Origin of the sequence: Bacillus sp. 7705b (assembly GCF_002289525.1) — a bacterium.
Classification (GTDB): domain Bacteria; phylum Bacillota; class Bacilli; order Bacillales; family Bacillaceae; genus Bacillus; species Bacillus halotolerans.
In genome coordinates this window covers 39,517-60,263 of record NZ_NSDH01000026.1, presented here as the reverse complement: position 1 = coordinate 60,263, position 20,747 = coordinate 39,517, and the positions used below count along the sequence as shown (strand labels likewise).

Sequence of the window (20,747 nt, the reverse complement as noted above, 5' to 3'; positions counted from 1 at the left end):
TCGCTGTGATGTTGTTCTTGTTTGCATTTTCGGCATCTGAGAAGAACACAGCTGAGCGGCGTTTAGCTCAGTTGCTGCTTTACAAACTCGATCAGCTGATTTTTGCACTCTTCACGATCATATTGTCCTGAGTCAAGGACGAGCTCAGGAGCTTCCGGTTCTTCATATGGAGAATCAATGCCTGTGAAGAACGGAATTTCTCCGTTTCTTGCTTTTTTGTAGAGCCCTTTTGGATCTCTTTGTTCACAAATATCGAGGTCGCATTTAATATAAACTTCGTTAAATTCGCCTGCTTCCACAAGCTGGCGAACCTGGTCTCTGTCCTCACGGAAAGGAGAGATAAAAGCAGTAATGACAATGGTGCCCTGCTGCACAAAAAGTTTCGCTACCTCTCCGATTCGGCGGATGTTTTCTTTTCGGTCTTCATCAGAAAAACCGAGATCTTTATTTAAACCGTGGCGAATGTTGTCACCATCCAGCACAATAACTTGGTAGCCTTGCTCAAAAAGTTCTCTCGCAGCAGCATTGGCAATGGTTGATTTGCCTGATCCGCTTAAGCCCGTCAGCCAGAGAATGGAGCTTTTATGCTTGTTTTTTTTCTGATACTCTTCTTTTGTAATAGAGGCTTCATGCCATACGATATCGCGATTTGTCACTGCCAGTCCCCCTTAAGAAACGCCTGCTTCTTCTTTTTTCTTCATGCCTTTGATTAACACCTCTACAACTTCTGCGCGGCTGAATTCTGCAGGCGGCAGTACACCGTCTCTCAGCATCCCTCTTACCTTGGTGCCTGATAAAATCACGTGGTGCTCTCTGCCGTGCGGGCATGTTTTTGCCGTTCCCATATTTCCGCATTTTTCGCAGAAGAAGCTGTGCTCGAATTTCAGCGGTGTAATGCCGAGTTCTTCAGGTTTAAATGTGTCAAACAGCTCCTGGGCTTCGTACGTGCCGTAATAGTCACCGACACCGGCGTGATCGCGGCCGACAATGAAATGCGTGCAGCCGTAGTTTTTTCTGACAAGCGCATGGAAAATCGCTTCTCTCGGACCGGCATAACGCATTGCAGCCAAGAAAACGCCAAGGAAGACACGGTCTTTCGGGTAATAGTTGTCAAGAAGCACTTGATAGCTTTCCATCCGGACATCAGCGGGGATGTCATCAGATTTTGTTTCGCCGACAAGCGGATTTAAAAACAAACCGTCCACTGTCTCAAGAGCCGTTTTTTGAATATATTCATGTGCTCTGTGAACAGGATTTCTCGTTTGGAAACCGACAATTGTTTCCCAGCCTTTTTCTGCAAACTGGCGTCTTGTTTCCGTCGGTTCAAATGTAAACTCAGGGAATTGTTTGGAAGCTTTTTTAATCAGTGTGATCGGACCGCCGACATATGTATCACCGCGGCTGAACAGCTTTTTTACCCCTGGATGAGCCTGATCATCCGTTTTATACACGTTAACAGCTTCTTTTTGTTTGTCAGGCACGTATAAGTCTTCGATTTGGATAACGCCGTATGTTTCTCCGTCATACGTTAATTTTACTGTTTCGCCGACTGACAGTTCGGCTGCTTTTTGTGCATCTACCGGCAGCGTGATCGGAATAGACCATACAACACCAGAAGCAAGACGCATGTTTTCAACAACAGATACGTAATCTTTCTCATTTAAGAAGCCTTCGATCGGGCTGTATCCGCCGATTCCGATCAATTCCAGGTCGGCAAAAGAAATCAAATCAAGTTCAATTTCTTTCTGAATGCCGCTTACCTCATATGACTCATTTACTCGGTTTACCAGTTTTCCTCCATGTGGTGCTAAGCTCATAATATTCATTTCCTCCTAGTTAACAGATAAAATAACTCAGATTAATAGTTAGATTCCCCCGCCTTGATCGTGGACAGAGCGTCTCTCTTTACGAATGGCTTTTGTCAGGCTGACGGCACCGCCTGCCGCTAAAAGCACACTTACCATGATAAAGATTGAATAATAATCCGCCTTTAAAAACATAGATACAAGCAGATAGGAGATGGATAAAGATAAAAACGGCGACACGATCCATACTTTCAGCATCGTTTGAACGACCTGTTTATGAAATACGTTTGGTCCGTTTTTCGCCATGCCTATTCCGATAATAGACGATGACGTTACTTGCGCCAAGGGCACCGGCATTCCAAATATAGAACTGATGATCACCAGCCCTGCTCCTGTTCCGGATAGGAGAATGCCTTCCCCTTTTGAAAACCGCGTGATTTTCTTCCCGTTTGTTTCTAACACCCTGCGGCCTAATATCAGTGCGCCCAGGGCTACAAAAACTCCCCCATACAGGGTTCCTTTCGCTACATCCAGTACGCCGGCAGCCACTAACGGTCCAACAGCATTCGCTACATTGTTCATGCCCGCAGAAAATGCTTCAAAAAAACCAGCGCATAGCAAAAGGATGCCAAGGATGTTTTGTTTACGGGAAGACGTAATTTCGATTTTAAAATAACGAAACAGCTTTGCTACAAAAAATGTAAAACCAAAAGCGAACAGCGGAACGAAAATCCAAAATGAAACAATAATCAGAAGATTGTTTACAAACAATACTTTGTACGCAACGCCCACACCGACAACCGCCCCGACCGTGACTTCACTTGTCGATAAAGGAATGCCGAGCAGATTAGCTGTAAAAAGCGACAGTGCAGCAGCCCCGATAATGATGCAAACAATCGTCAGCGTGATCGTCTGTTCCGGGATAATCCCAGAGCTGATGGTTTTCACAACTTCGCCCCCGCCAATGACAGCCCCGGCCAGAACACCAACGGCACATATGATCAAAGCGTAGGTTTTCTTTTTGACGGCCCCAGAGCCGTAAGCAACTCCCATTGAAGCTGCAGCGCCGCTTGCGCCAATATTCACTGCGAAAAACAAGCTAAATAAAATAGCGGCTAATTCCATTTTACAGCTCCTTATTCATGCAGTCCGCATTCTGTTTTCGCCATACCGTTCCATCTGCCTGAGCGCAAGTCCTCTGCGGTAAATGCAGGTGACGTACAAGGCGCGCAGCCGATACTTGGATACCCTTGATCGTGGAGCGGATTGTAGTCCAGCTCATTCCGAGAGGTGTATCTCCAAATGTCTTTCCAAGTCCAATGGATAAGCGGGCAAACTTTTACTGATTTGAATTTCTCATCTTTGTTTAAGAAATTCGTATTGGCACGGCTTGGCCCTTGGTCGCGGCGCAGGCCGGAAAGCCATGCCGGGTGGCCGGAAAGCGCCTCTCTTAAAGGAACGATCTTCCTGAGATAGCAGCATTGATTCGGCTCTCTTTCCCACAGTTTATCACCATGTTCTTCCGCCTGTTCCTCAAGAGTAAGGTTCGGTTTCTTCAGGATGATATTGAGGCCGGGATAGCGCTCTTTCACGCGTTCTATCGTTTCATAGGTTTCTTTAAAATGAAGCCCTGTATCGAGAAATACAATCTCTGCGTCTTTTTTCACTTTATAGATTAAGTCAATCAGAACGATTCCTTCAATTCCGAAACTGCAGGCATAAACAAGCTGATTGCCGTAATGGCCGTAAGCCCATTTTAAAACTGACAGCGCCCCTTTATAAGGATCGTCCTCCGGAAATGTAATCGTTGGTTCTTCCCAATTATCGTACGTTAACATTTCTTCTTTCCTCCTTTCGGAGACAAACAAACAGTAGCTTTCTGCCGGTTGTCTTTCCCAATTGTAATGTGATGCGGCTGCTGTTATCTCCGTAAACAGCCCCTCTTAAAATAAAAAACTTTCAATCCGGCGGAAAGAAAGACAGGAACTGCATGTAGCCCTTATCTTTCAAAATGGAATACATTTTGCTGGAAGTAGCACCTTACACATTGTGCAGGTTGCCGGGCTTCATAGGACCAGTCCCTCAGCCGCTCTTGATAAGTTTTTCAGATTTGTAGTAAATTTTAGCACAATTCTAACATAAGTCAACCCGAGTTTTTTTATAGGATTAATAAAAAAACAGACCCAAGGGCCTGTTTTCAATCATGGCAAGGCATTAAAGCCCTTCACAATACTGAAATTTATTTTTTAATTTTTAAACCAATCTTTTGACTCGGGATTCATTTTCCATGTTTGCAGCTTCTTCAGGTCATCTGAATGAATATTTCCATTCTCAAGTGCAACCTCTGTCAGTGTGTCATAATCAGTTAACGAGTAGTATGGAAGATCAGCCTCAGCAAACGCTTCCTGCGCTTTAGGAAGTCCATACGTAAAGATTGATACCACACCAAGCACTTCACAGCCAGCGGCTTTCAGAGCTGCTGCAGCTTCGAGTACGCTGCCCCCTGTGGAAATTAAATCTTCTATGACAACTGTTTTCTGGCCTTTTTGAACTGCACCCTCAATTTGATTGCCTTTTCCATGTGCTTTCGGTTTGCTTCTCACATAACACATCGGCAGGTTCAAACGGTCAGCCGCCAATGCCGCATGAGGGATACCTGCTGTCGCTGTTCCTGCGATCATTTCAGCTTTCGGGAAATGCTCTTGGATAAGCTTGCTGATGCCTGCAGCAACATCATTTCTTACCTCTGGGAAAGAAAGGGTAAGGCGATTGTCACAGTAAATTGGCGATAAGATGCCGCTCGCCCATGTAAACGGCTCATTCGGGCGTAAAAATACAGCTTGAATGTCTAATAGATGTTTTGCGATGATTTGTTTCATTGTTTGATTCCCTCCCATTCGAGTTTGACAGCTTCATAGGCTTTTAGCGGATTTGCAGCTTTTGTAATAGAGCGTCCCACAACAATTGCTGATGACCCTTTTTCTCTTGCTATAGAAGGCGTTGCAACGCGGACTTGATCATTCGCAGTGTCTGCTGACGTACGGATACCCGGGGTCACCGTCAAAAACGACGGCGACACTGCTTCGTAAATGGCTTTCGCTTCATGAACAGAGCACACCACTCCATCAAGTCCGCTATTCTCCGCCAGTTTGCTGTAGTGTACAACCGTGTCGATGAGAGGCTTTCTGATCAGCAGCTCATCCTTCACCATTTGTTCAGATGTGCTTGTCAGCTGGGTTACCGCAATAAGTGACGGACGTTGTTTTCCTGCCGGCGTGCCTTCCTCTAAGCCTTCCAAGGCTGCTTCCATCATTTTTTTGCCTCCGGCTGCGTGAACATTGACGAGATCGACTCCAAGGCAGGCAAGCCGCTTCATTGCTTTATTCACCGTGGTCGGAATGTCATGTAGCTTTAAATCTAAAAAGATCTCACAGTTTCTTTCTTTTAATTGTGCAATTATAGCCGGGCCTTCTTGATAAAAAAGCTCCATTCCAACCTTCACAAATAACGGTTCCTTGTGAAAAGGCGCTAAAAACGACAGTGTTTCTTCAGCTGATGCAAAATCAAGCGCGATGATGGGCAGGTTGTTTTTCATGCTTCCAGCTCCTTCCGATGCATTCTTCAACAGATTCATAGCCGTATTGGCGTAAAACAGCTGGGAGCTGCTCAATGATGTCAGGGCATGCGAAAGGATTCACGAAGTTTGCTGTTCCGACAGCAACCGCACTTGCTCCAGCCAGAAGAAATTCCAATGCGTCTTCGGCCGTCTGAACGCCTCCCATCCCGATAATCGGAATGCTGACAGCCTGGCTGACCTCATACACCATGCGGATGGCAACAGGCTTTACAGCAGGACCCGAAAGCCCTCCAGTTTTATTGGCTAATATTGGCTTTCCTGATTTTAAATCGAGCCTCATGCCGATTAATGTGTTGATCATCGTTAGACCATCCGCACCCGATTCTTCGATCGCTACCGCAATTTCTGTGATGTTTGCCACATTCGGAGAAAGCTTCACATATACAGGCACATCTGACACTTTTTTAACAGCCTTCGTCAAATCAGCAGCCATGGCAGGATTTGTGCCAAAAGCAATTCCGCCTGTTTTGACGTTCGGACAGGAAATGTTCAATTCAAGCGCATGGACATTAGGCGCTTTGCTGATAAGTTCTGCTACTTCAACATAATCCTCGACCTGTGAACCGGCGACATTGGCAATAATAGGCGTTTCAAATTGCTCAAGCCATGGCAGCTCATTTTCTAAGACGCTTTCCAGCCCTGGATTTTGCAGACCGATCGCATTGAGCATACCAGCGCCAGTCTCAGCTACCCTAGGCGTCGGATTCCCGAAGCGGGGCTCCTTTGTCGTAGCTTTGATCATGATTGCTCCGAGACAAGACAAATCATAAAAACGCGCAAACTCTTTTCCAAAACCGAAGCAGCCTGATGCGGGAATGATCGGATTTTTCAAATCCAGACCCGGCAATTTCACCTCTAGCATTACAGCGCCACCTCCTGAGCTTTAAATACAGGTCCGTCAAGACATACCTTTACATAGGATGTCTCACTTTCGTTTGTATGGCACACACAGGCGAAGCATGCACCAATACCGCAGCCCATTCGTTCTTCCATGGAAATGTAAACCTCTTTGTGGGCGTATTCTTGTTTGAGCGCCTTTAGCATCGGTGTCGGCCCGCAGCTGAGGAGAATGTCAAATTCAAGATTTTTTTGTTTGATGACATCTGTGACAAACCCGGTTTCCCCGTAGCTTCCGTCAGCTGTTGCTACATATGTGTCGCCGTACTGTCGGCATTCTTTTTCGTAAAAAACATCCTTTGCCGATTGGAATCCTAAAACGTGTATGACCTTTACGCCTTTTTCCTTTAAACGTTTCGACAGTTCTTGGAGAGGCGGGACTCCTACACCGCCTCCTACCAGCAAAGCCGTCTTTCCGGGTTGGACTTCATCTACTGGAAAGCCATTGCCCAAAGGCCCGAGGACATCTACGAGATCTCCCTTCTGCTTCAGCGACAAGAGTCTTGTTCCTTCCCCATCTACTCGATAAATCATGGTGACTTCATTTTTTTCAAAGTTAACATCAGCAATGCTGATTGGTCTTCGCAAAAGAGGCGTAACCGCTTCGCTCACTTTCAGGTGAAGGAACTGTCCCGGGACAGTAAACCCTTGGACAAGCTCCCCTTTTAGAACCATTTGATACACCCGGTCTGCAATTTGCTGGTTAGCACACACCGTCAAATACGCTTTTTTCATATAGTGATTGCCGCCTCCTGATTTGTGTTGATTGCCGGCATTTGATCGGCACGGAACGTCATGCTTTCCAGCACCCGCAAAATGGCTTCTGCCGTATCTAAAGATGTTAAGCAGGCAACACCATTTTCTACTGATTCACGTCTGATTCTAAATCCGTCTCTTGCCGGCTGCTTTCCTTTTGTCAGCGTATTGATGACAAACTGGGCTTCTCCGTTTCTGATCACATCAAGCAAGTTCGGGCCGTCCTGGCCGATTTTTCCGACGACCTTCGCTGGAATTGACGCCTCCTTGAGATACCCCGCCGTTCCTTCGGTCGCTAAAATGTTATACCCGATTGCATGGAATCGTTTAGCGATGGCAAGCCCTTCTTCTTTGTCCTTATCAGCCACTGTTAAAAGCACGGAACCGTAGTTAGGAATTTGAATTCCTGAAGCTATCAGCGCTTTATAGAGGGCCTTTTCAAGAGTGGAATCTTTGCCCATGACCTCTCCTGTTGATTTCATTTCAGGCCCTAACGTAATGTCCACTCTTCTCAGCTTCGCGAAGGAGAAGACCGGCGCTTTTACAAATACTCCCTGCTGTTCAGGCTGCAGGCCTTCATTGTAGCCAAACTCGGCCAGCTTTTGCCCCAGAATGACTTTTGTCGCGAGGTTCGCCATCGGGATGCCCGTGATCTTGCTTAAGAACGGCACCGTTCTGCTTGATCTCGGATTGACTTCAAGCACGTATACCTCACCTTGTGACAGGACGAATTGAATGTTGAGCAAGCCGACAATGTTCAGCCCTTTCGCAAGTGCGATTGTATATTGTTCAATTTTTTTCTTAATGTCTTCCGTCAGAGACTGCGGCGGATAGACCGCGATGGAGTCTCCGGAGTGCACGCCCGCACGCTCAATGTGCTCCATGATTCCCGGAATGACAACGGTTTCGCCGTCAGACACCGCATCCACTTCGATTTCTTTCCCAGTCAGATATCTGTCAATTAAGACTGGATGCTGCGGATTGATTTTGACTGCGTTTTTCATGTAATGGAGCAGCTCTTCCTCATGATAGACAATTTCCATCGCCCGTCCGCCAAGCACATATGAAGGGCGCACCAGTACCGGATAGCCGATGTTGCTTGCGATGTTTACCGCCTGATCAACCGATGTCGCAGTTTTGCCAAGCGGCTGCGGCACTTGAAGTTCTTCCAGCGCCTGTTCAAACTTATCCCGGTCTTCCGCACGGTCTAAATCTTCTAATGACGTTCCAAGGATTTTGACTCCGCGTGCAGAAAGTTCGTCAGCAAGGTTGATTGCAGTTTGTCCGCCAAATTGCACGACAACGCCCATCGGCTGTTCGAGGTCAATGATATGCATGACATCTTCGATCGTAAGCGGTTCAAAGTACAGCTTGTCTGAGATACTGAAATCGGTCGACACGGTTTCCGGGTTATTATTGACGATAATTGCCTCATAGCCTGCTTGTTTAATTGCCCACACGGAGTGAACCGTAGCGTAGTCAAATTCAACCCCTTGGCCGATTCGAATCGGGCCGGAGCCAAGTACGATCACGCTTTTCTTATCTGTAACAACAGATTCATTTTCTTCTTCATATGTGCTGTAGAAGTATGGCGTTTCTGATTCGAATTCCGCCGCGCACGTATCCACCATTTTAAATACCGGTGCGATTCCCGCTTGTTTTCTCATGCTGTAAAGCTCAGATTCTTTCATTTTCCACTCGCGGCTGATGTACTTATCAGAAAATCCGAGTTCTTTTGCCTGTCTCAGCACATCTGTATCGCCCGCATTTGCTTTCAGCTCTTTTTCAAACTGAACGATTCCGAACAGCTTATGCAGGAAAAAGAGGTCGATGGCAGAGAATTCATGAAGCTGCTCAACTGTGTAGCCCCTTCTGTACGCTTCAGCCAGGTAGAATAAACGCTCGTCTCCGGCTTTTTTAATCCGCTTCTCGAGAAGCTCATCTGAAATATCAGCGGCATCTTTTAATTCAAGATGATACACATCAGCTTCCAGTGAACGCACAGCTTTCAGCAGCGATTCTTCAAGCGTGCGGCCAATCGCCATTACCTCTCCCGTCGCTTTCATCTGAGTGCCGAGCCTTCTGTTTGCTGATTCAAACTTATCAAATGGCCAGCGCGGTATTTTAGATACGACATAGTCCAGCGCTGGTTCAAACGCTGCGTATGTCTTTCCAGTCACCGGATTCATCATTTCGTCTAATGAAAGGCCGACGGCGATTTTAGCTGCGAGTTTTGCGATCGGATAGCCTGTCGCTTTTGATGCAAGGGCAGATGAACGACTGACACGCGGGTTCACTTCAATGATGTAGTATTGGAAGCTGTCTGGATCTAAAGCGAGCTGTACGTTACATCCGCCTTCAATTCCAAGCGCACGGATCAGTTTTAAAGATACATTCCGCAGGAGCTGATATTCCCGGTCGCTGAGCGTTTGGCTCGGTGCGACGACAATACTGTCTCCTGTATGGATTCCGACCGGATCAATGTTCTCCATATTACAAACGACAATCGCATGATCTTGGCTGTCTCTCATGACTTCGTATTCGATTTCTTTGTAGCCGGCAATGCTTTTTTCAAGCAAACATTGGTGAACCGGGCTTAATTTTAATCCGTTCTCAACAATTTCTTTCAGTTCGGTTTCATTCGAGCAGATGCCGCCGCCTGTTCCGCCTAATGTATATGCCGGGCGGACAATGACAGGGAATCCAATTTGGCTGACGAAGTTTTCTGCTTCTTCCAGGGAGTGGATAATCTCACTTTCAGGCACCGGTTCATTTAGTTCATTCATTAATGTTCTGAACAAGTCGCGGTCTTCAGCCTGCTGGATTGCAGACAGCTTTGTGCCGAGCACCTCAACGCCGCACTCCTCCAGCACATCTCGCTCAGAAAGCTCAACCGCAAGATTCAAGCCGGTTTGACCGCCGAGTGTAGGAAGAATGGCGTCAGGACGCTCTTTTCTGATGATCCGCGTCAGAAATTCAGATGTCAGCGGTTCGATGTAAACCCGGTCAGCCATTTCTGTATCGGTCATGATCGTTGCAGGGTTTGAATTGACAAGAATGACCTCATAGCCTTCTTCTTTTAATGCAAGGCAGGCTTGCGTTCCCGCATAATCAAATTCAGCTGCTTGGCCGATGATGATTGGTCCTGACCCGATTACTAAAATTTTGTTAATGTCTACGCGTTTTGGCATACCGCTTCCCCTTCTTTCTCTGTTGTTTCGATCATTTCGATAAATCTGTCAAATAGATGATTAGCGTCCTCAGGACCGGGTGATGCTTCCGGATGATATTGAACCGTAAATGCCGGCAGTGTTTTGTGTTTCAGCCCTTCAATCGTATCGTCGTTTATCGCGATGTGTGTGACTTCAAGCTCTGTTTCATTTATAGATGAAACTGTATATCCATGGTTTTGGGATGTTAAGGCAACTTTTCCGGTTGCAAGCTCTTTTACCGGATGGTTAGAGCCCCTGTGACCGAATTTCATTTTTTCAGTATCGGCTCCGCACGCCAGCGCAAATAACTGGTGGCCGAGGCAAATTCCGAATAATGGCACTTTTCCAAGAACACCTTTTATCATTTCAATTGCTTCAGGCACATCTTTCGGGTCGCCAGGCCCGTTAGAAAGCATGATGCCGTCTGGCTTCAGCTGAAGGACTTCTTCTGCTGTTACATTGTAAGGCACAACAATGACGTCACATTTCCGTTTGTTCAGCTCTCTTAAAATGCCGTGCTTCATGCCAAAGTCCACCAAGACAATGCGTTTGCCTCTTCCCGGACTAGGATATGCTGTTTTGGCTGACACTTGGGATACTTGATTTCTCGGCAGTTCAGTTTCGTTCAGTCTTTTCAGTACTGCTTCGATATCTTCATCAGGTGAGGCAAACGTTCCTTTTAGCGCGCCTGCCGTGCGGATCATTCTCGTCAGCTTTCTCGTATCAATTCCTTGCAGTCCCGGAATGTTTTTCATTTTTAAATACTCATCCAATGTGTAAGCTGAACGCCAGTTGGAAGGCAGTTCACATAATTCTTTTACAACCAATCCTTTAACAAAAGGCGTAATGGATTCAAAGTCATCACGGTTAATCCCGTAATTTCCGATAAGCGGATATGTTAACGTAACGATCTGCCCGCAATAAGAAGGGTCTGACAAAATTTCCTGATAACCAGTCATACCGGTATTGAAAACGACTTCTCCCATGCTGTGCTCCAAGCTCCCGAAGGCTTTCCCCTCAAATACCGCTCCGTTTTCCAGTACTAATCGTCTTTTCATTTCACAAGTCTCCCTTCTTCATAAGCAAGCGTTCCTGCTGCAATTGTAGCGACTGGCCAGCCGCTGCAGTTAAGGCCGTTAAATGGTGTGTTTTTACCTTTAGATAAGAATGTTTCTTTGTCTATCACTGCTTCTCTTTCCAGGTCGATTAACGTGATGTCAGCTGCTTGTCCCGTTTTCAGTGTTCCATATGGGAGACCAAACGCTTCGCAAGGCTTGATTGTCATATAATCAATCAGCTGTTTCAGCGTCCAGCTGCCGTTTTTAACAAAATGTGTGTAAAGAAGCGGGAACGCTGTTTCCAAACCGACAATTCCGAACGGCGCCAGCTTCATTTCTGTGTTTTTCTCTTCTTCTGTATGCGGCGCATGGTCGGTTGCTATAAAGTCGATCGTTCCGTCTAAAAGTCCTTCAATCAGCGCTTCTCTATCTTCCGCACCGCGCAGCGGCGGGTTCATTTTATAGTTTGTATCCAGCCCGGGAATGTCTTTATCACAAAGCAGTAAATGGTGAGGTGAAACTTCTGCTGTGACCCGAATTCCCGCTTTTTTCGCATCACGCACGACTCTCACAGATTCTTTCGTGCTGATATGGCATACATGGTAATGGCAGTTTGCCGCCTCAGCCAGTAACACGTCACGGGCAATATGAACCGATTCACACACAGAAGGAATGCCGTTAAGCCCGTTCGCTTTTGAAAACGTCCCCTCATGGACGCTGCCTCCGTAAATTAAGGAGTTATCCTCGCAATGTGCGACAATCGCTTTGTCAATCGCGGCTGCGCGTTTCATTGCCTCATACATCATTCCTGCTGTCTGTATACCGACGCCGTCATCTGTAAATGCAAATGCCCCAGCTTCTTTTAATGCTTCAAAGTTTGTCATCTCATCGCCAATTTGTCTGATCGTAATAGATGCATAAGGAAGGACTCTGACGCATGATGTTTCTTTAATGCGGCTTTGCACCCATTCCATCTGCTCCTTCGTATCAGGAACCGGCCGTGTATTCGGCATGGCTGCTACTGTTGTATAACCGCCGCGCGCCGCTGCTTTTGCGCCGGTTTCAATGGTTTCTTTTTTCTCTCCGCCAGGCTCTCTAAAGTGTACATGGAGGTCAACAAAACCCGGTGAAACGAGCAATCCTTTCGCGTCAATAACCGTTTCTCCATCTGCTGCATCAAGCTTGCCGATTTCGGAGATGACCTCTCCTGTCACTCGAATATCCTGTTCTGTTTTTTCACCATTTTCGTTAAGTATCCAGCCGTTTTTAATGAGATATGACATACGCTGCTTCTCCTCTTTTCGCATTGGTTTGTAAGGCTCGCTGTAACACTGCCATTCTGATAAATACGCCATTTTGCATTTGTTTGAAGATTCTTGATTTTCGGCTTTCTACTAAGCTGTGATCAATCTCCACTCCTCTGTTCACAGGCGCCGGGTGCATAATAATCGCATGCTGCTTCATACGTTCAGCCCGTTCTACAGTCAAGCCGAATTCATTTAAATAGCCTTCCTGGCTGACAGCTGACTGATGTCTTTCATTTTGAATACGCAGCAGCATGACAACATCCGAAGTCTCTACTGCTTCATCTATTGAGACATACGCGCCAAACGTATTTTCTTCATCCTGCCATTCCGGCGGACCGGAAAACAGAACGCGGGCACCGAGTCTTGTCAACACTTCAGCATTAGACCTCGCGACTCTGCTGTGCTTAATGTCGCCGTGAATGGAGACGGTAAGGCCTTTGAACGTATTGAATTCTTCATTGATTGTCATTAAATCAAGCAATGATTGTGTGGGATGCTGGCCGCACCCGTCTCCCGCATTCAGAATCGGGATATTTACTTGTCCGACAAGCTCTTTGTAGTACTCATCCTCACTGTGTCTGATGACACACACGTCAACACCGATTGATTCGAGCGTTCGAATTGTGTCATATAAGGTTTCGCCTTTTTGTACGCTGGTGCTTGTTCCGTCGAGATTCAGGACATTCATGCCCAGTTTCTTTTCAGCTACCTCAAAGCTGAATCGTGTTCTGGTGCTTGGTTCAAAAAACAGATTCGCTGCAAATTTACCTGTCAGCTGATGGTCTGTTTTTCCGTTTTTGAGGTCTTGCGCAGTTTGAAGCAAATCTTTGATTTCCCCAGTGCTGAGTTCACTCATCGTCGTTAAATGCTTCATTTTCTTTCTCCTCTCAATTCAACTTGTTTAAGGCTGAAAAAACCCCGGTCTTGGATAGACTCGGGGTACGGTTAAATAGAGGAGCAGCGTGAAGCTTTCTTCTCTTTATAACCCTTCCAAGCCTCTCTGGACTTTCATTAAAAGGTTTAAATATGATGTTGTTCGGATGTGTCTGCCTGCTCTTCCTTCGCTTGCGGAAGAATCAGGTTTAAGATGACACCTACAATTGCAGCAAGCGCCATGCCTGACACTTGGAATCCTCCTTCAGACACCTGAATAAATGCGCCGCCTACGCCGATTACAAGGATGACTGATGTGATGATGAGGTTTCTGTTATTTTCATAATCAATTTTGTTGTCAATCAGCATTCTCAAGCCGCTTGAAGCGATGATGCCGAACAGCAGGAAGGAAACGCCTCCCATAACCGCTGACGGGACTGAACTGATAAGCGCAGATATTTTGCCGATGAAGCCGAAGCAAAGGGCAATCACTGCCGCGCCTCCGATAACAAAGACGCTGAACACTCTCGTAATGGCCAGTACACCAATGTTTTCTCCATAAGTTGTTGTAGGCGGGCCGCCAATCAAGGAAGCAAGGATTGTAGCCGCGCTGTCGCCCATTATTGAGCGATGGAGACCCGGTTTCTTAATGAAGTCTTGTCCTACAACTTTGCTCAGCACCATCTGGTGGCCGATATGCTCTGACATGGTAACAAATGCGACAGGGACCATTGCTGCGGCGATGCCAAGTGTCACTGACGGCGTATAATCTTTAAACGGGATGATAAATTCAGGGACTGCAAACCATTTCGCGTCAAGCACCGGCTGGAAGTTGACAATTCCTTGAGTCAAGGCAAACAAGTATCCGCCGATGATTCCGATCAAGACCGGGATTAAGCTTAAGAAGCCCCGCAAGAAAATCGCGCAAATGATCGTGATCGCTAAAGTGACACCTGCAACACTGAAATGTTTTAAGCTGTAAACCAGCTCACTGGCATTCGGATCAGCATACATGGCCATATTTACCGCTGTGCCGGCCAGACCCAGTCCAATGACGATAATAACCGGACCTACGACAACAGGCGGGAGAAGCTTCATCAGCCAGCCTGTTCCGAGCTGTCTGATCAGCAAGGCAATCAGCCCGTACACAAGCCCTGCCAGAAACGCACCAACCATTGCCGCTCCGGGTCCGCCGGTCGCTTTTACCAAGATGATCGGAGAAATAAAGGCAAAGGATGAACCGAGATACGCTGGTATTTGTCCTTTCGTGATCAGAAGGTAAGCAAGTGTTCCGATACCGCTCGTCACCAATGCAACAGCAGGACTCATTCCGACCAGCTTCGGAACCAAAATCGTTGAGCCAAACATCGCAAATAAATGCTGCAGGCTGAACGAAACCCAAGAGAAAGGTTTCGGGATTTCCCTGACTCCTAAATTAACTTTTTTCTTACTCATGATGATTTTCCCCCTGATTGATGACTTTTCATATTAGGATGACTTAATAACTGTATAAAAAAACCTCTTTGCTGTTTTTACGCAAAGAGGCATACAAAGACCGGCCGCATACTTTCGGGGCTTCGCTGTGCACCTCTTTGCAACCTCTCTGGATTGCGTTTAAAAAGGTGATACATTATTCATTTTCATAAATGGCGACGAGATCGTTTTTGTCAACCTCATCAAGCTGAACCATAACCTTTTCAGCTTTTGAAGTCGGGATGTTTTTCCCGATGTAATCTGCTCGGATCGGCAGTTCTCTGTGTCCTCTGTCAACAAGCACAGCCAGTTGAATTGAGGAAGGTCTGCCTACATCGACAAGGGCGTCCATTGCGGCTCTGACCGTTCTTCCTGTGTAAAGAACATCATCTACGACAATTACTTTTTGATCTGTGATGTCTACCGGTATATCTGCACCTTTCACGAGCGGTTCTTCATTGCTCGTTTTTTTGGATAGATCGTCTCTGTAAAGGGTGATATCAATTTCTCCAACCGTTACAGGATTCCCTTCAATCTGTTCTATCCGTTCGGCGAGGCGTTTTGCCAAGTAAATACCTCTTGTCTTGATACCGACAAGGATGCAGTTGTTCATCCCTTTATTGCGTTCAATCATTTCATGAGCAATTCTGGTCAGCGCACGTCTGATTGCCTGTTCGTCGAGAATGACAGCTTTTTGATTCATTATGTGACACCTCACAGTTCATTTAGAAGAAAAAACCCTCTTGCCATTGGCAGAGAGGGGTTTTAGGACAAGATGCGTGCATATACACGTATCCCGTCAATCCGTTATCCTTCTCAGCCTCTCTGGACTGTTTTAAAGAATCTATTCAGCTTCGTTTATTATTTCAGAAAAGAGATGTCCTGTCAACGGGTTTTTCTCAGATTTTCGATTAAAGCAGACATATCATCAGGAAGCGGTGCCTCAAATTCGATATATTCGTCAGTGCGCGGATGCTGAAAACCTAAAATTCCGGCATGAAGCGCCTGTCCGTTAAAATCGATCGTTTTTCTCGGCCCGTATTTCGGATCTCCTGCTAACGGGAATCCGATATACTTCATATGCACACGGATTTGGTGCGTTCTTCCTGTTTCAAGCTGGCATTCCACAAGCGTAAATTCCTGGAAGCGGTCAAGAACATGAAAATGAGTGACGGCGTTTTTTCCATCACGTGTTACAGTCATGCTTTGCCGATCTTTCTTATCCCGCCCGATCGGCGCATCAATTGTACCGTCATCGTGAGAAATAAGCCCATGGACAACTGCCGTATATTTCCGCGTAACCGTTTTGTTGACCAATTGGTTTACAAGTGACTCGTGCGCCATATCATTCTTCGCCACCATTAATAAGCCAGACGTGTCCTTATCGATTCTGTGTACGATCCCCGGACGCATCACGCCATTTATTCCGGATAGGTCCGTACAATGAGCCATAAGGCCGTTTACAAGTGTACCCGTAAGATGCCCGGGAGCTGGGTGCACAACCATTCCGCGAGGTTTATTGACGACCAGCACATCCTGATCTTCATAGTAAATATCCAGATCCATAGGTTCTGCCAGCACGTCGAGCGCTTCAGGCTCAGGCACAGTGACAGTCACCTGATCCCCCGGCTGAATTTTATAATTCGATTTTACAGGGCTTCCGTTCACGACAACTTGTCCGTCCTTCACCCATAACTGCACCTGGGTTCTCGACCAACCATTTTCAGTCGATGCCAGAAATTTATCAATCCGCTCACTTTTTTGTTCTTCTGAAGCGGTTATGTCAAATTGATTCATGCTATTGCTCCTTCTTCTTTTTCCCGCTGTCCAACAGCATTTGTATAAATAAAAGCATTACGCCGACACATAATGAAGAGTCCGCGATATTAAAAATCGGGTAATTGTAATTGACGATAATGACATGGATAAAATCCACCACTTCCTGTCTGACAGCCCGATCGATAAAATTGCCGATGGCGCCGCCAAGCATGAGTCCAAGGGAAACACCAAGAAGCTTTTGCCCTTTCGTATAACGCTGTATGTAATAAACAATACCAATAATGACTGCAGTTGTGATGAGGTAGAAAAACCACATCTGACCGGCTAATATCCCCCACGCCGCACCCGTATTGCGATGGGAGGTGATATAGAATACCTGATCAATGATCGGTATGCTTTGTCCAAGTTCCATGTTCTTGACGACAAGCCATTTTGTCAGTTGATCAGCTGCGATAATAAGTAGTGCGATAACGTAATACAGCACAAACGTTCCTCCATTATACGGTTACTTTAGTCCATTATGCATTTTATCAATAAAAAGCACTGGAGTAAAGAAATATCAGCCTCTATACAGACTTAATCGGAGAGGCGCTGTTATTCATACAGCGCCTGATCATATTCAATATCAGTTGATTTCCACAGAGGAAGTGTTTTTTTTTCAAATTGGACTGAATACAGAAAATCATTTGCTGTCCGCGCTGTCGGCAGCACAGCCAGCTTTGAAAGAGGAATGGGAGCTCCAGTTTCTTCACAGTATCCGAATGTGCCGTCCTCAATTTTCGACAATGCGAGAAGAACGTCTTGAAGCTCTTCTTTAATATGATAGATCAGAGTTGCTTTTTGTTTATGATTGATTGCTGCTTGCGGGCTTGTTGAAACCTGAAAGCAAGAATACTCAAATAATCTCGACTGTAATTCTTCTTTCATCAGAAGAAGTTCCGTATAAATTGCGGTCAGTTGATCATTCATTCATCACAACTCCTGCTCTTAACGTAATACCTATATTGTTACCTGTGAATGATGATCTAAAGCCCATAAGATTTTTCCTGCCATTCTAAACGATGTCACTCTTGGCACAAAAAAAGGCCCGGCTTTTGCGCCGGGCTCTTTTCATTAGTTCTGATAATACTTTTCAACGATTTCAGCGTTGCGCAGTGACAATGTAGGATATTTCGGGTTCGCACCTACATCTTTAGAAATCACACGGGATCTCTCACACATTTCGCCTTCAGCTTTCTCGACAGCGATTTTCCCTGTCTCAAAGCTTTGCGCATCGTTTGGCGCTTCATTTTCTTCGCTGATGGTTAATTCAGAAACAATAAACAGCTGAGAAAGATTTTCTTTAATAGAAGCTAATAGCTCTTTGTTTTCTTTATTCGGATACAATTTCAGGCTTGCTTCCAATGATTTACCAATGATTTTTTCATTTCGCGCTGTTTCTAACGCTTTTAGCACATCATCACGAAGAGACATAAAACGGTCAAACTTATCTTCTGTCGCTTCGCTGTTTGGAACCGCAATCGTTTCCGGCATGTCTGTCAGCTGAACGCTCTGCTCGTCAACAAATGTTAAGTGAGACCATAATTCGTCAGCGGTATGAGGCAGTATCGGTGCTGTAAGCTTCACTAACGCAAGCAGCGTTTCATAGAATACAGTCTGCATGCTGCGTCTATCCGGATGATCCGCGTGCTCAATGTATACAATATCCTTAGCGAAATCCAGATAGAATGAGCTTAATTCAATTGTACAGAAATTATGGATGCTGTGATACACAACCGCAAACTCGTACTCGTCGTACGCTTTTTTCACTTTATCAATCAGTTTGTTTAGCTTAACCAGCATGTACTGATCGACTTCACGAAGATCTTCAACAGCCACCGCATTTGTTTTTGGATCAAAATCGAACAGGTTGCCGTGAAGGAAACGGAACGTGTTGCGGATTTTACGGTATACTTCAGCAACCTGCTTCAGAATCGCATCAGACACGCGAACATCCGCCTGGTAGTCAACAGAAGACACCCATAATCTCAAAATGTCGGCGCCAAGCTGTTTCATGACTTTTGCTGGAACGACGACGTTACCGATGGATTTACTCATTTTGCGTCCTTCTCCATCCAGTGCAAACCCATGGCTGAGCACACCTTTATATGGCGCTTTTCCTGTTACGGCTACTGCTGTTGATAGAGATGAGTTAAACCAGCCCCGGTATTGGTCAGAGCCTTCAAGGTATAAATCAGCCGGCCGAACGAGATCCTCGCGTTCTTCAAGCACCGCTTGGTGGGAAGAACCAGAATCAAACCAAACATCCATGATGTCCTGTTCTTTTGTAAAAGTGCCGTTCGGGCTTCCAGGATGCGTAAAGCCTTCCGGAAGAAGATCCTTCGCTTCTTTTTCAAACCAAATGTTTGAGCCATGTTTTCTAAACAATTCTGAAACGTGCTCAATCGTTTCATCTGTGATGATTGGCTCGCCGTTTTCAGCATAAAATACCGGAATCGGCACACCCCATGCACGCTGTCTGGAAATACACCAGTCTCCGCGGTCACGAACCATGTTGTGCAAACGCTGCTCGCCCCATTCAGGAACCCATTTGGTTTCTTTAATGGCATCCAGCAGGTCTGATCTGAAATCTTTAATAGACGCAAACCATTGCGCAGTTGCTCTGAAAATGGTTGGTTTCTTTGTTCTCCAATCGTGCGGATAGGAGTGTGTAATGAATTCAAGCTTCACGAGCGCGCCTTTTTCTTCGAGCTGCTGTGTGATCACTTTGTTTGCATCATCATAGAACATACCTTCAAAGCCAGGAGCTTCGCTTGTCATCACACCTTTTTCATCAACCGGACAAAGGACGTCTAAGCCGTATTTTTGGCCAATGATAAAGTCATCTTCCCCATGTCCCGGTGCTGTATGAACACAGCCTGTTCCGGCGTCAGTTGTCACGTGATCGCCAAGCATAACGAGTGAATCTCTGCCGTATAGCGGATGTTCAGCGATAATATTTTCGAGATCTTTCCCTTTGATCGTTCTTGTCACTTCATACTGCTCAAAGCCGCATGCAGAAGCTACAGCTTCAACCAGTGCACTTGCGACAACAAAGCGGTCATCACCGACTGCAATCACGCTGTATTCCAGATCAGGATGAACTGAAATGCCGAGGTTTGCAGGAATCGTCCAAGGCGTTGTTGTCCAAATGATGATGCGCTCGCCATTTTCAAGCACGCCTTTTCCGTCTTTTACGCCAAAAGCAACGTAAATAGATGCTGAGCGTTTGTCTTGATATTCGATTTCCGCTTCAGCTAAAGCAGACTCACTTGAAGGTGACCAGTTAACCGGTTTAAGGCCTTTATAAATATAGCCTCGTTTTGCCATTTCACCGAAAACGCGGATTTGCTGCGCTTCATATTCCGGTTTCAGTGTCACATATGGATTTTCCCAGTCGCCGCGGACTCCAAGACGCTTGAATTGCTCACGCTGACCCTCAATTTGCTTCCATGCATATTCTTCGCATAGCTTGCGGAATTCAGCTACTGACATTTCTTTGCGGTTCACTTTTTTGTTTTTTGTAAGAGCTGTTTCAATCGGCAACCCGTGTGTATCCCAGCCCGGTACATACGGTGCGTTGTACCCGCTCATTGATTTGTAGCGGACGATGAAGTCCTTTAAAATTTTGTTAAGCGCGTGGCCCATGTGGATATCGCCGTTTGCGTACGGAGGTCCGTCATGTAAAACAAATTTAGGGCGGTCTTTCGTCCGTTCCTGTACTAGACTGTAGATATCCTGCTCCTCCCATTTCTTTTGCATGTCAGGCTCACGGTTTGGCAAGTTGCCTCGCATCGGAAAATCTGTTTTCGGCATTAAGAGCGTGTCTTTGTAATCCATTTTCATTCCTCCACCAATTTTTTCAGAAAATAAAAAAAGCCCTCTCATCCCATAAGGGACGAGAAAGCTTA

At 46.0% G+C, this 20,747-nt stretch carries 18 protein-coding genes, 1 riboswitch and 1 other annotated feature (1 of these 20 running past the window's edge); all 18 genes read right to left on the bottom strand.

All coding sequences use genetic code 11. From position 1 onward, the window contains the following. Positions 1-62: 62 nt before the first annotated feature. Positions 63-656 (bottom strand): adenylyl-sulfate kinase, encoded by a 594-nt coding sequence (cysC, locus tag CJU60_RS11010; RefSeq protein WP_095713808.1) that lies wholly within the window; start codon positions 654-656, stop codon positions 63-65. A gap of 12 nt (positions 657-668) precedes the next feature. Continuing rightward, positions 669-1,817: a sulfate adenylyltransferase gene (sat, locus tag CJU60_RS11005; protein WP_024121349.1), complete on the bottom strand. Its 1,149-nt coding sequence runs from the start codon at positions 1,815-1,817 to the stop codon at positions 669-671. A gap of 48 nt (positions 1,818-1,865) precedes the next feature. Next, positions 1,866-2,930, bottom strand: a complete 1,065-nt coding sequence (gene cysP, locus CJU60_RS11000; protein ID WP_024121348.1) for a sulfate permease — start codon at positions 2,928-2,930, stop codon at positions 1,866-1,868. An 11-nt stretch (positions 2,931-2,941) separates the two neighbouring features. Further along, positions 2,942-3,643, bottom strand: a complete 702-nt coding sequence (locus tag CJU60_RS10995) for a phosphoadenylyl-sulfate reductase (protein WP_024121347.1) — start codon at positions 3,641-3,643, stop codon at positions 2,942-2,944. Positions 3,644-3,801: 158 nt separating this feature from the next. Continuing rightward, positions 3,802-3,907, bottom strand: a riboswitch (SAM riboswitch). 144 nt (positions 3,908-4,051) lie between these two features. Next, a complete protein-coding gene (pyrE, locus tag CJU60_RS10990) occupies positions 4,052-4,684 on the bottom strand; it encodes an orotate phosphoribosyltransferase (protein WP_303621304.1) in 633 nt (210 codons plus the stop codon). Next, positions 4,681-5,400, bottom strand: a complete 720-nt coding sequence (gene pyrF / locus CJU60_RS10985) for an orotidine-5'-phosphate decarboxylase (RefSeq protein WP_095713806.1) — start codon at positions 5,398-5,400, stop codon at positions 4,681-4,683. Before pyrF ends, pyrE begins: the two co-directional genes overlap by 4 nt. Beyond that, positions 5,369-6,304 carry a dihydroorotate dehydrogenase gene (locus tag CJU60_RS10980; RefSeq protein WP_095713805.1) on the bottom strand — a complete coding sequence of 312 codons (936 nt, stop codon included), beginning with the start codon at positions 6,302-6,304 and terminating at the stop codon, positions 5,369-5,371. Before CJU60_RS10980 ends, pyrF begins: the two co-directional genes overlap by 32 nt. Further along, positions 6,304-7,074 (bottom strand): dihydroorotate oxidase B electron transfer subunit, encoded by a 771-nt coding sequence (gene pyrK, locus CJU60_RS10975; protein WP_024121343.1) that lies wholly within the window; start codon positions 7,072-7,074, stop codon positions 6,304-6,306. Before pyrK ends, CJU60_RS10980 begins: the two co-directional genes overlap by 1 nt. After that, the gene (gene carB, locus CJU60_RS10970; protein WP_095713804.1) at positions 7,071-10,286 is read right to left on the bottom strand and encodes a carbamoyl-phosphate synthase (glutamine-hydrolyzing) large subunit; all 3,216 of its coding nucleotides are present in this window, start codon (positions 10,284-10,286) and stop codon (positions 7,071-7,073) included. Before carB ends, pyrK begins: the two co-directional genes overlap by 4 nt. Then, complete coding sequence (locus CJU60_RS10965) at positions 10,271-11,365, bottom strand: carbamoyl phosphate synthase small subunit (RefSeq protein ID WP_024121341.1); 1,095 nt, start codon at positions 11,363-11,365, stop codon at positions 10,271-10,273. Before CJU60_RS10965 ends, carB begins: the two co-directional genes overlap by 16 nt. Next, positions 11,362-12,648, bottom strand: coding sequence for a dihydroorotase (locus CJU60_RS10960; RefSeq protein WP_095713803.1), 1,287 nt, complete (start codon positions 12,646-12,648; stop codon positions 11,362-11,364). Before CJU60_RS10960 ends, CJU60_RS10965 begins: the two co-directional genes overlap by 4 nt. Then, positions 12,632-13,546 carry an aspartate carbamoyltransferase catalytic subunit gene (locus tag CJU60_RS10955; protein ID WP_095713802.1) on the bottom strand — a complete coding sequence of 305 codons (915 nt, stop codon included), beginning with the start codon at positions 13,544-13,546 and terminating at the stop codon, positions 12,632-12,634. The genes CJU60_RS10960 and CJU60_RS10955 overlap by 17 nt, the downstream gene beginning before the upstream one ends. A 146-nt stretch (positions 13,547-13,692) precedes the next feature. Further along, on the bottom strand, positions 13,693-15,000 hold the full coding sequence (gene pyrP / locus CJU60_RS10950) for a uracil permease PyrP (protein WP_024121339.1): 1,308 nt from the start codon (positions 14,998-15,000) through the stop codon (positions 13,693-13,695). Between the two features lie 175 nt (positions 15,001-15,175). Next, the gene (gene pyrR / locus CJU60_RS10945) at positions 15,176-15,721 is read right to left on the bottom strand and encodes a bifunctional pyrimidine operon transcriptional regulator/uracil phosphoribosyltransferase (protein WP_024121338.1); all 546 of its coding nucleotides are present in this window, start codon (positions 15,719-15,721) and stop codon (positions 15,176-15,178) included. A gap of 182 nt (positions 15,722-15,903) precedes the next feature. After that, positions 15,904-16,815: an RluA family pseudouridine synthase gene (locus CJU60_RS10940; RefSeq protein WP_024121337.1), complete on the bottom strand. Its 912-nt coding sequence runs from the start codon at positions 16,813-16,815 to the stop codon at positions 15,904-15,906. Between the two features lies 1 nt (position 16,816). Continuing rightward, positions 16,817-17,281: a signal peptidase II gene (gene lspA, locus CJU60_RS10935; protein ID WP_010334181.1), complete on the bottom strand. Its 465-nt coding sequence runs from the start codon at positions 17,279-17,281 to the stop codon at positions 16,817-16,819. 110 nt (positions 17,282-17,391) lie between these two features. Then, positions 17,392-17,766, bottom strand: coding sequence for a sporulation-related RNA polymerase-binding protein YlyA (ylyA, locus tag CJU60_RS10930; protein WP_024121336.1), 375 nt, complete (start codon positions 17,764-17,766; stop codon positions 17,392-17,394). A gap of 144 nt (positions 17,767-17,910) precedes the next feature. After that, positions 17,911-20,676: an isoleucine--tRNA ligase gene (ileS, locus tag CJU60_RS10925; RefSeq protein ID WP_095713828.1), complete on the bottom strand. Its 2,766-nt coding sequence runs from the start codon at positions 20,674-20,676 to the stop codon at positions 17,911-17,913. Between the two features lie 51 nt (positions 20,677-20,727). Continuing rightward, positions 20,728-20,747 (bottom strand) — a binding site (T-box leader) (it continues 208 nt past the right edge of the window).

Excerpts from the sequence above, each read along its gene's own strand:
- sat (WP_024121349.1), bottom strand. The coding sequence starts at position 1,817 with ATGAGCTTAGCACCACATGGAGGAAAACTGGTAAACCGAGTAAATGAG.
- cysP (WP_024121348.1), bottom strand. The coding sequence starts at position 2,930 with ATGGAATTAGCCGCTATTTTATTTAGCTTGTTTTTCGCAGTGAATATT.
- CJU60_RS10995 (WP_024121347.1), bottom strand. The coding sequence starts at position 3,643 with ATGTTAACGTACGATAATTGGGAAGAACCAACGATTACATTTCCGGAG.
- pyrE (WP_303621304.1), bottom strand. The coding sequence starts at position 4,684 with ATGAAACAAATCATCGCAAAACATCTATTAGACATTCAAGCTGTATTT.
- pyrF (WP_095713806.1), bottom strand. The coding sequence starts at position 5,400 with ATGAAAAACAACCTGCCCATCATCGCGCTTGATTTTGCATCAGCTGAA.
- CJU60_RS10980 (WP_095713805.1), bottom strand. The coding sequence starts at position 6,304 with ATGCTAGAGGTGAAATTGCCGGGTCTGGATTTGAAAAATCCGATCATT.
- pyrK (WP_024121343.1), bottom strand. The coding sequence starts at position 7,074 with ATGAAAAAAGCGTATTTGACGGTGTGTGCTAACCAGCAAATTGCAGAC.
- carB (WP_095713804.1), bottom strand. The coding sequence starts at position 10,286 with ATGCCAAAACGCGTAGACATTAACAAAATTTTAGTAATCGGGTCAGGA.
- CJU60_RS10965 (WP_024121341.1), bottom strand. The coding sequence starts at position 11,365 with ATGAAAAGACGATTAGTACTGGAAAACGGAGCGGTATTTGAGGGGAAA.
- CJU60_RS10960 (WP_095713803.1), bottom strand. The coding sequence starts at position 12,648 with ATGTCATATCTCATTAAAAACGGCTGGATACTTAACGAAAATGGTGAA.
- CJU60_RS10955 (WP_095713802.1), bottom strand. The coding sequence starts at position 13,546 with ATGAAGCATTTAACGACGATGAGTGAACTCAGCACTGGGGAAATCAAA.
- pyrP (WP_024121339.1), bottom strand. The coding sequence starts at position 15,000 with ATGAGTAAGAAAAAAGTTAATTTAGGAGTCAGGGAAATCCCGAAACCT.
- pyrR (WP_024121338.1), bottom strand. The coding sequence starts at position 15,721 with ATGAATCAAAAAGCTGTCATTCTCGACGAACAGGCAATCAGACGTGCG.
- CJU60_RS10940 (WP_024121337.1), bottom strand. The coding sequence starts at position 16,815 with ATGAATCAATTTGACATAACCGCTTCAGAAGAACAAAAAAGTGAGCGG.
- ylyA (WP_024121336.1), bottom strand. The coding sequence starts at position 17,766 with ATGAATGATCAACTGACCGCAATTTATACGGAACTTCTTCTGATGAAA.
- ileS (WP_095713828.1), bottom strand. The coding sequence starts at position 20,676 with ATGGATTACAAAGACACGCTCTTAATGCCGAAAACAGATTTTCCGATG.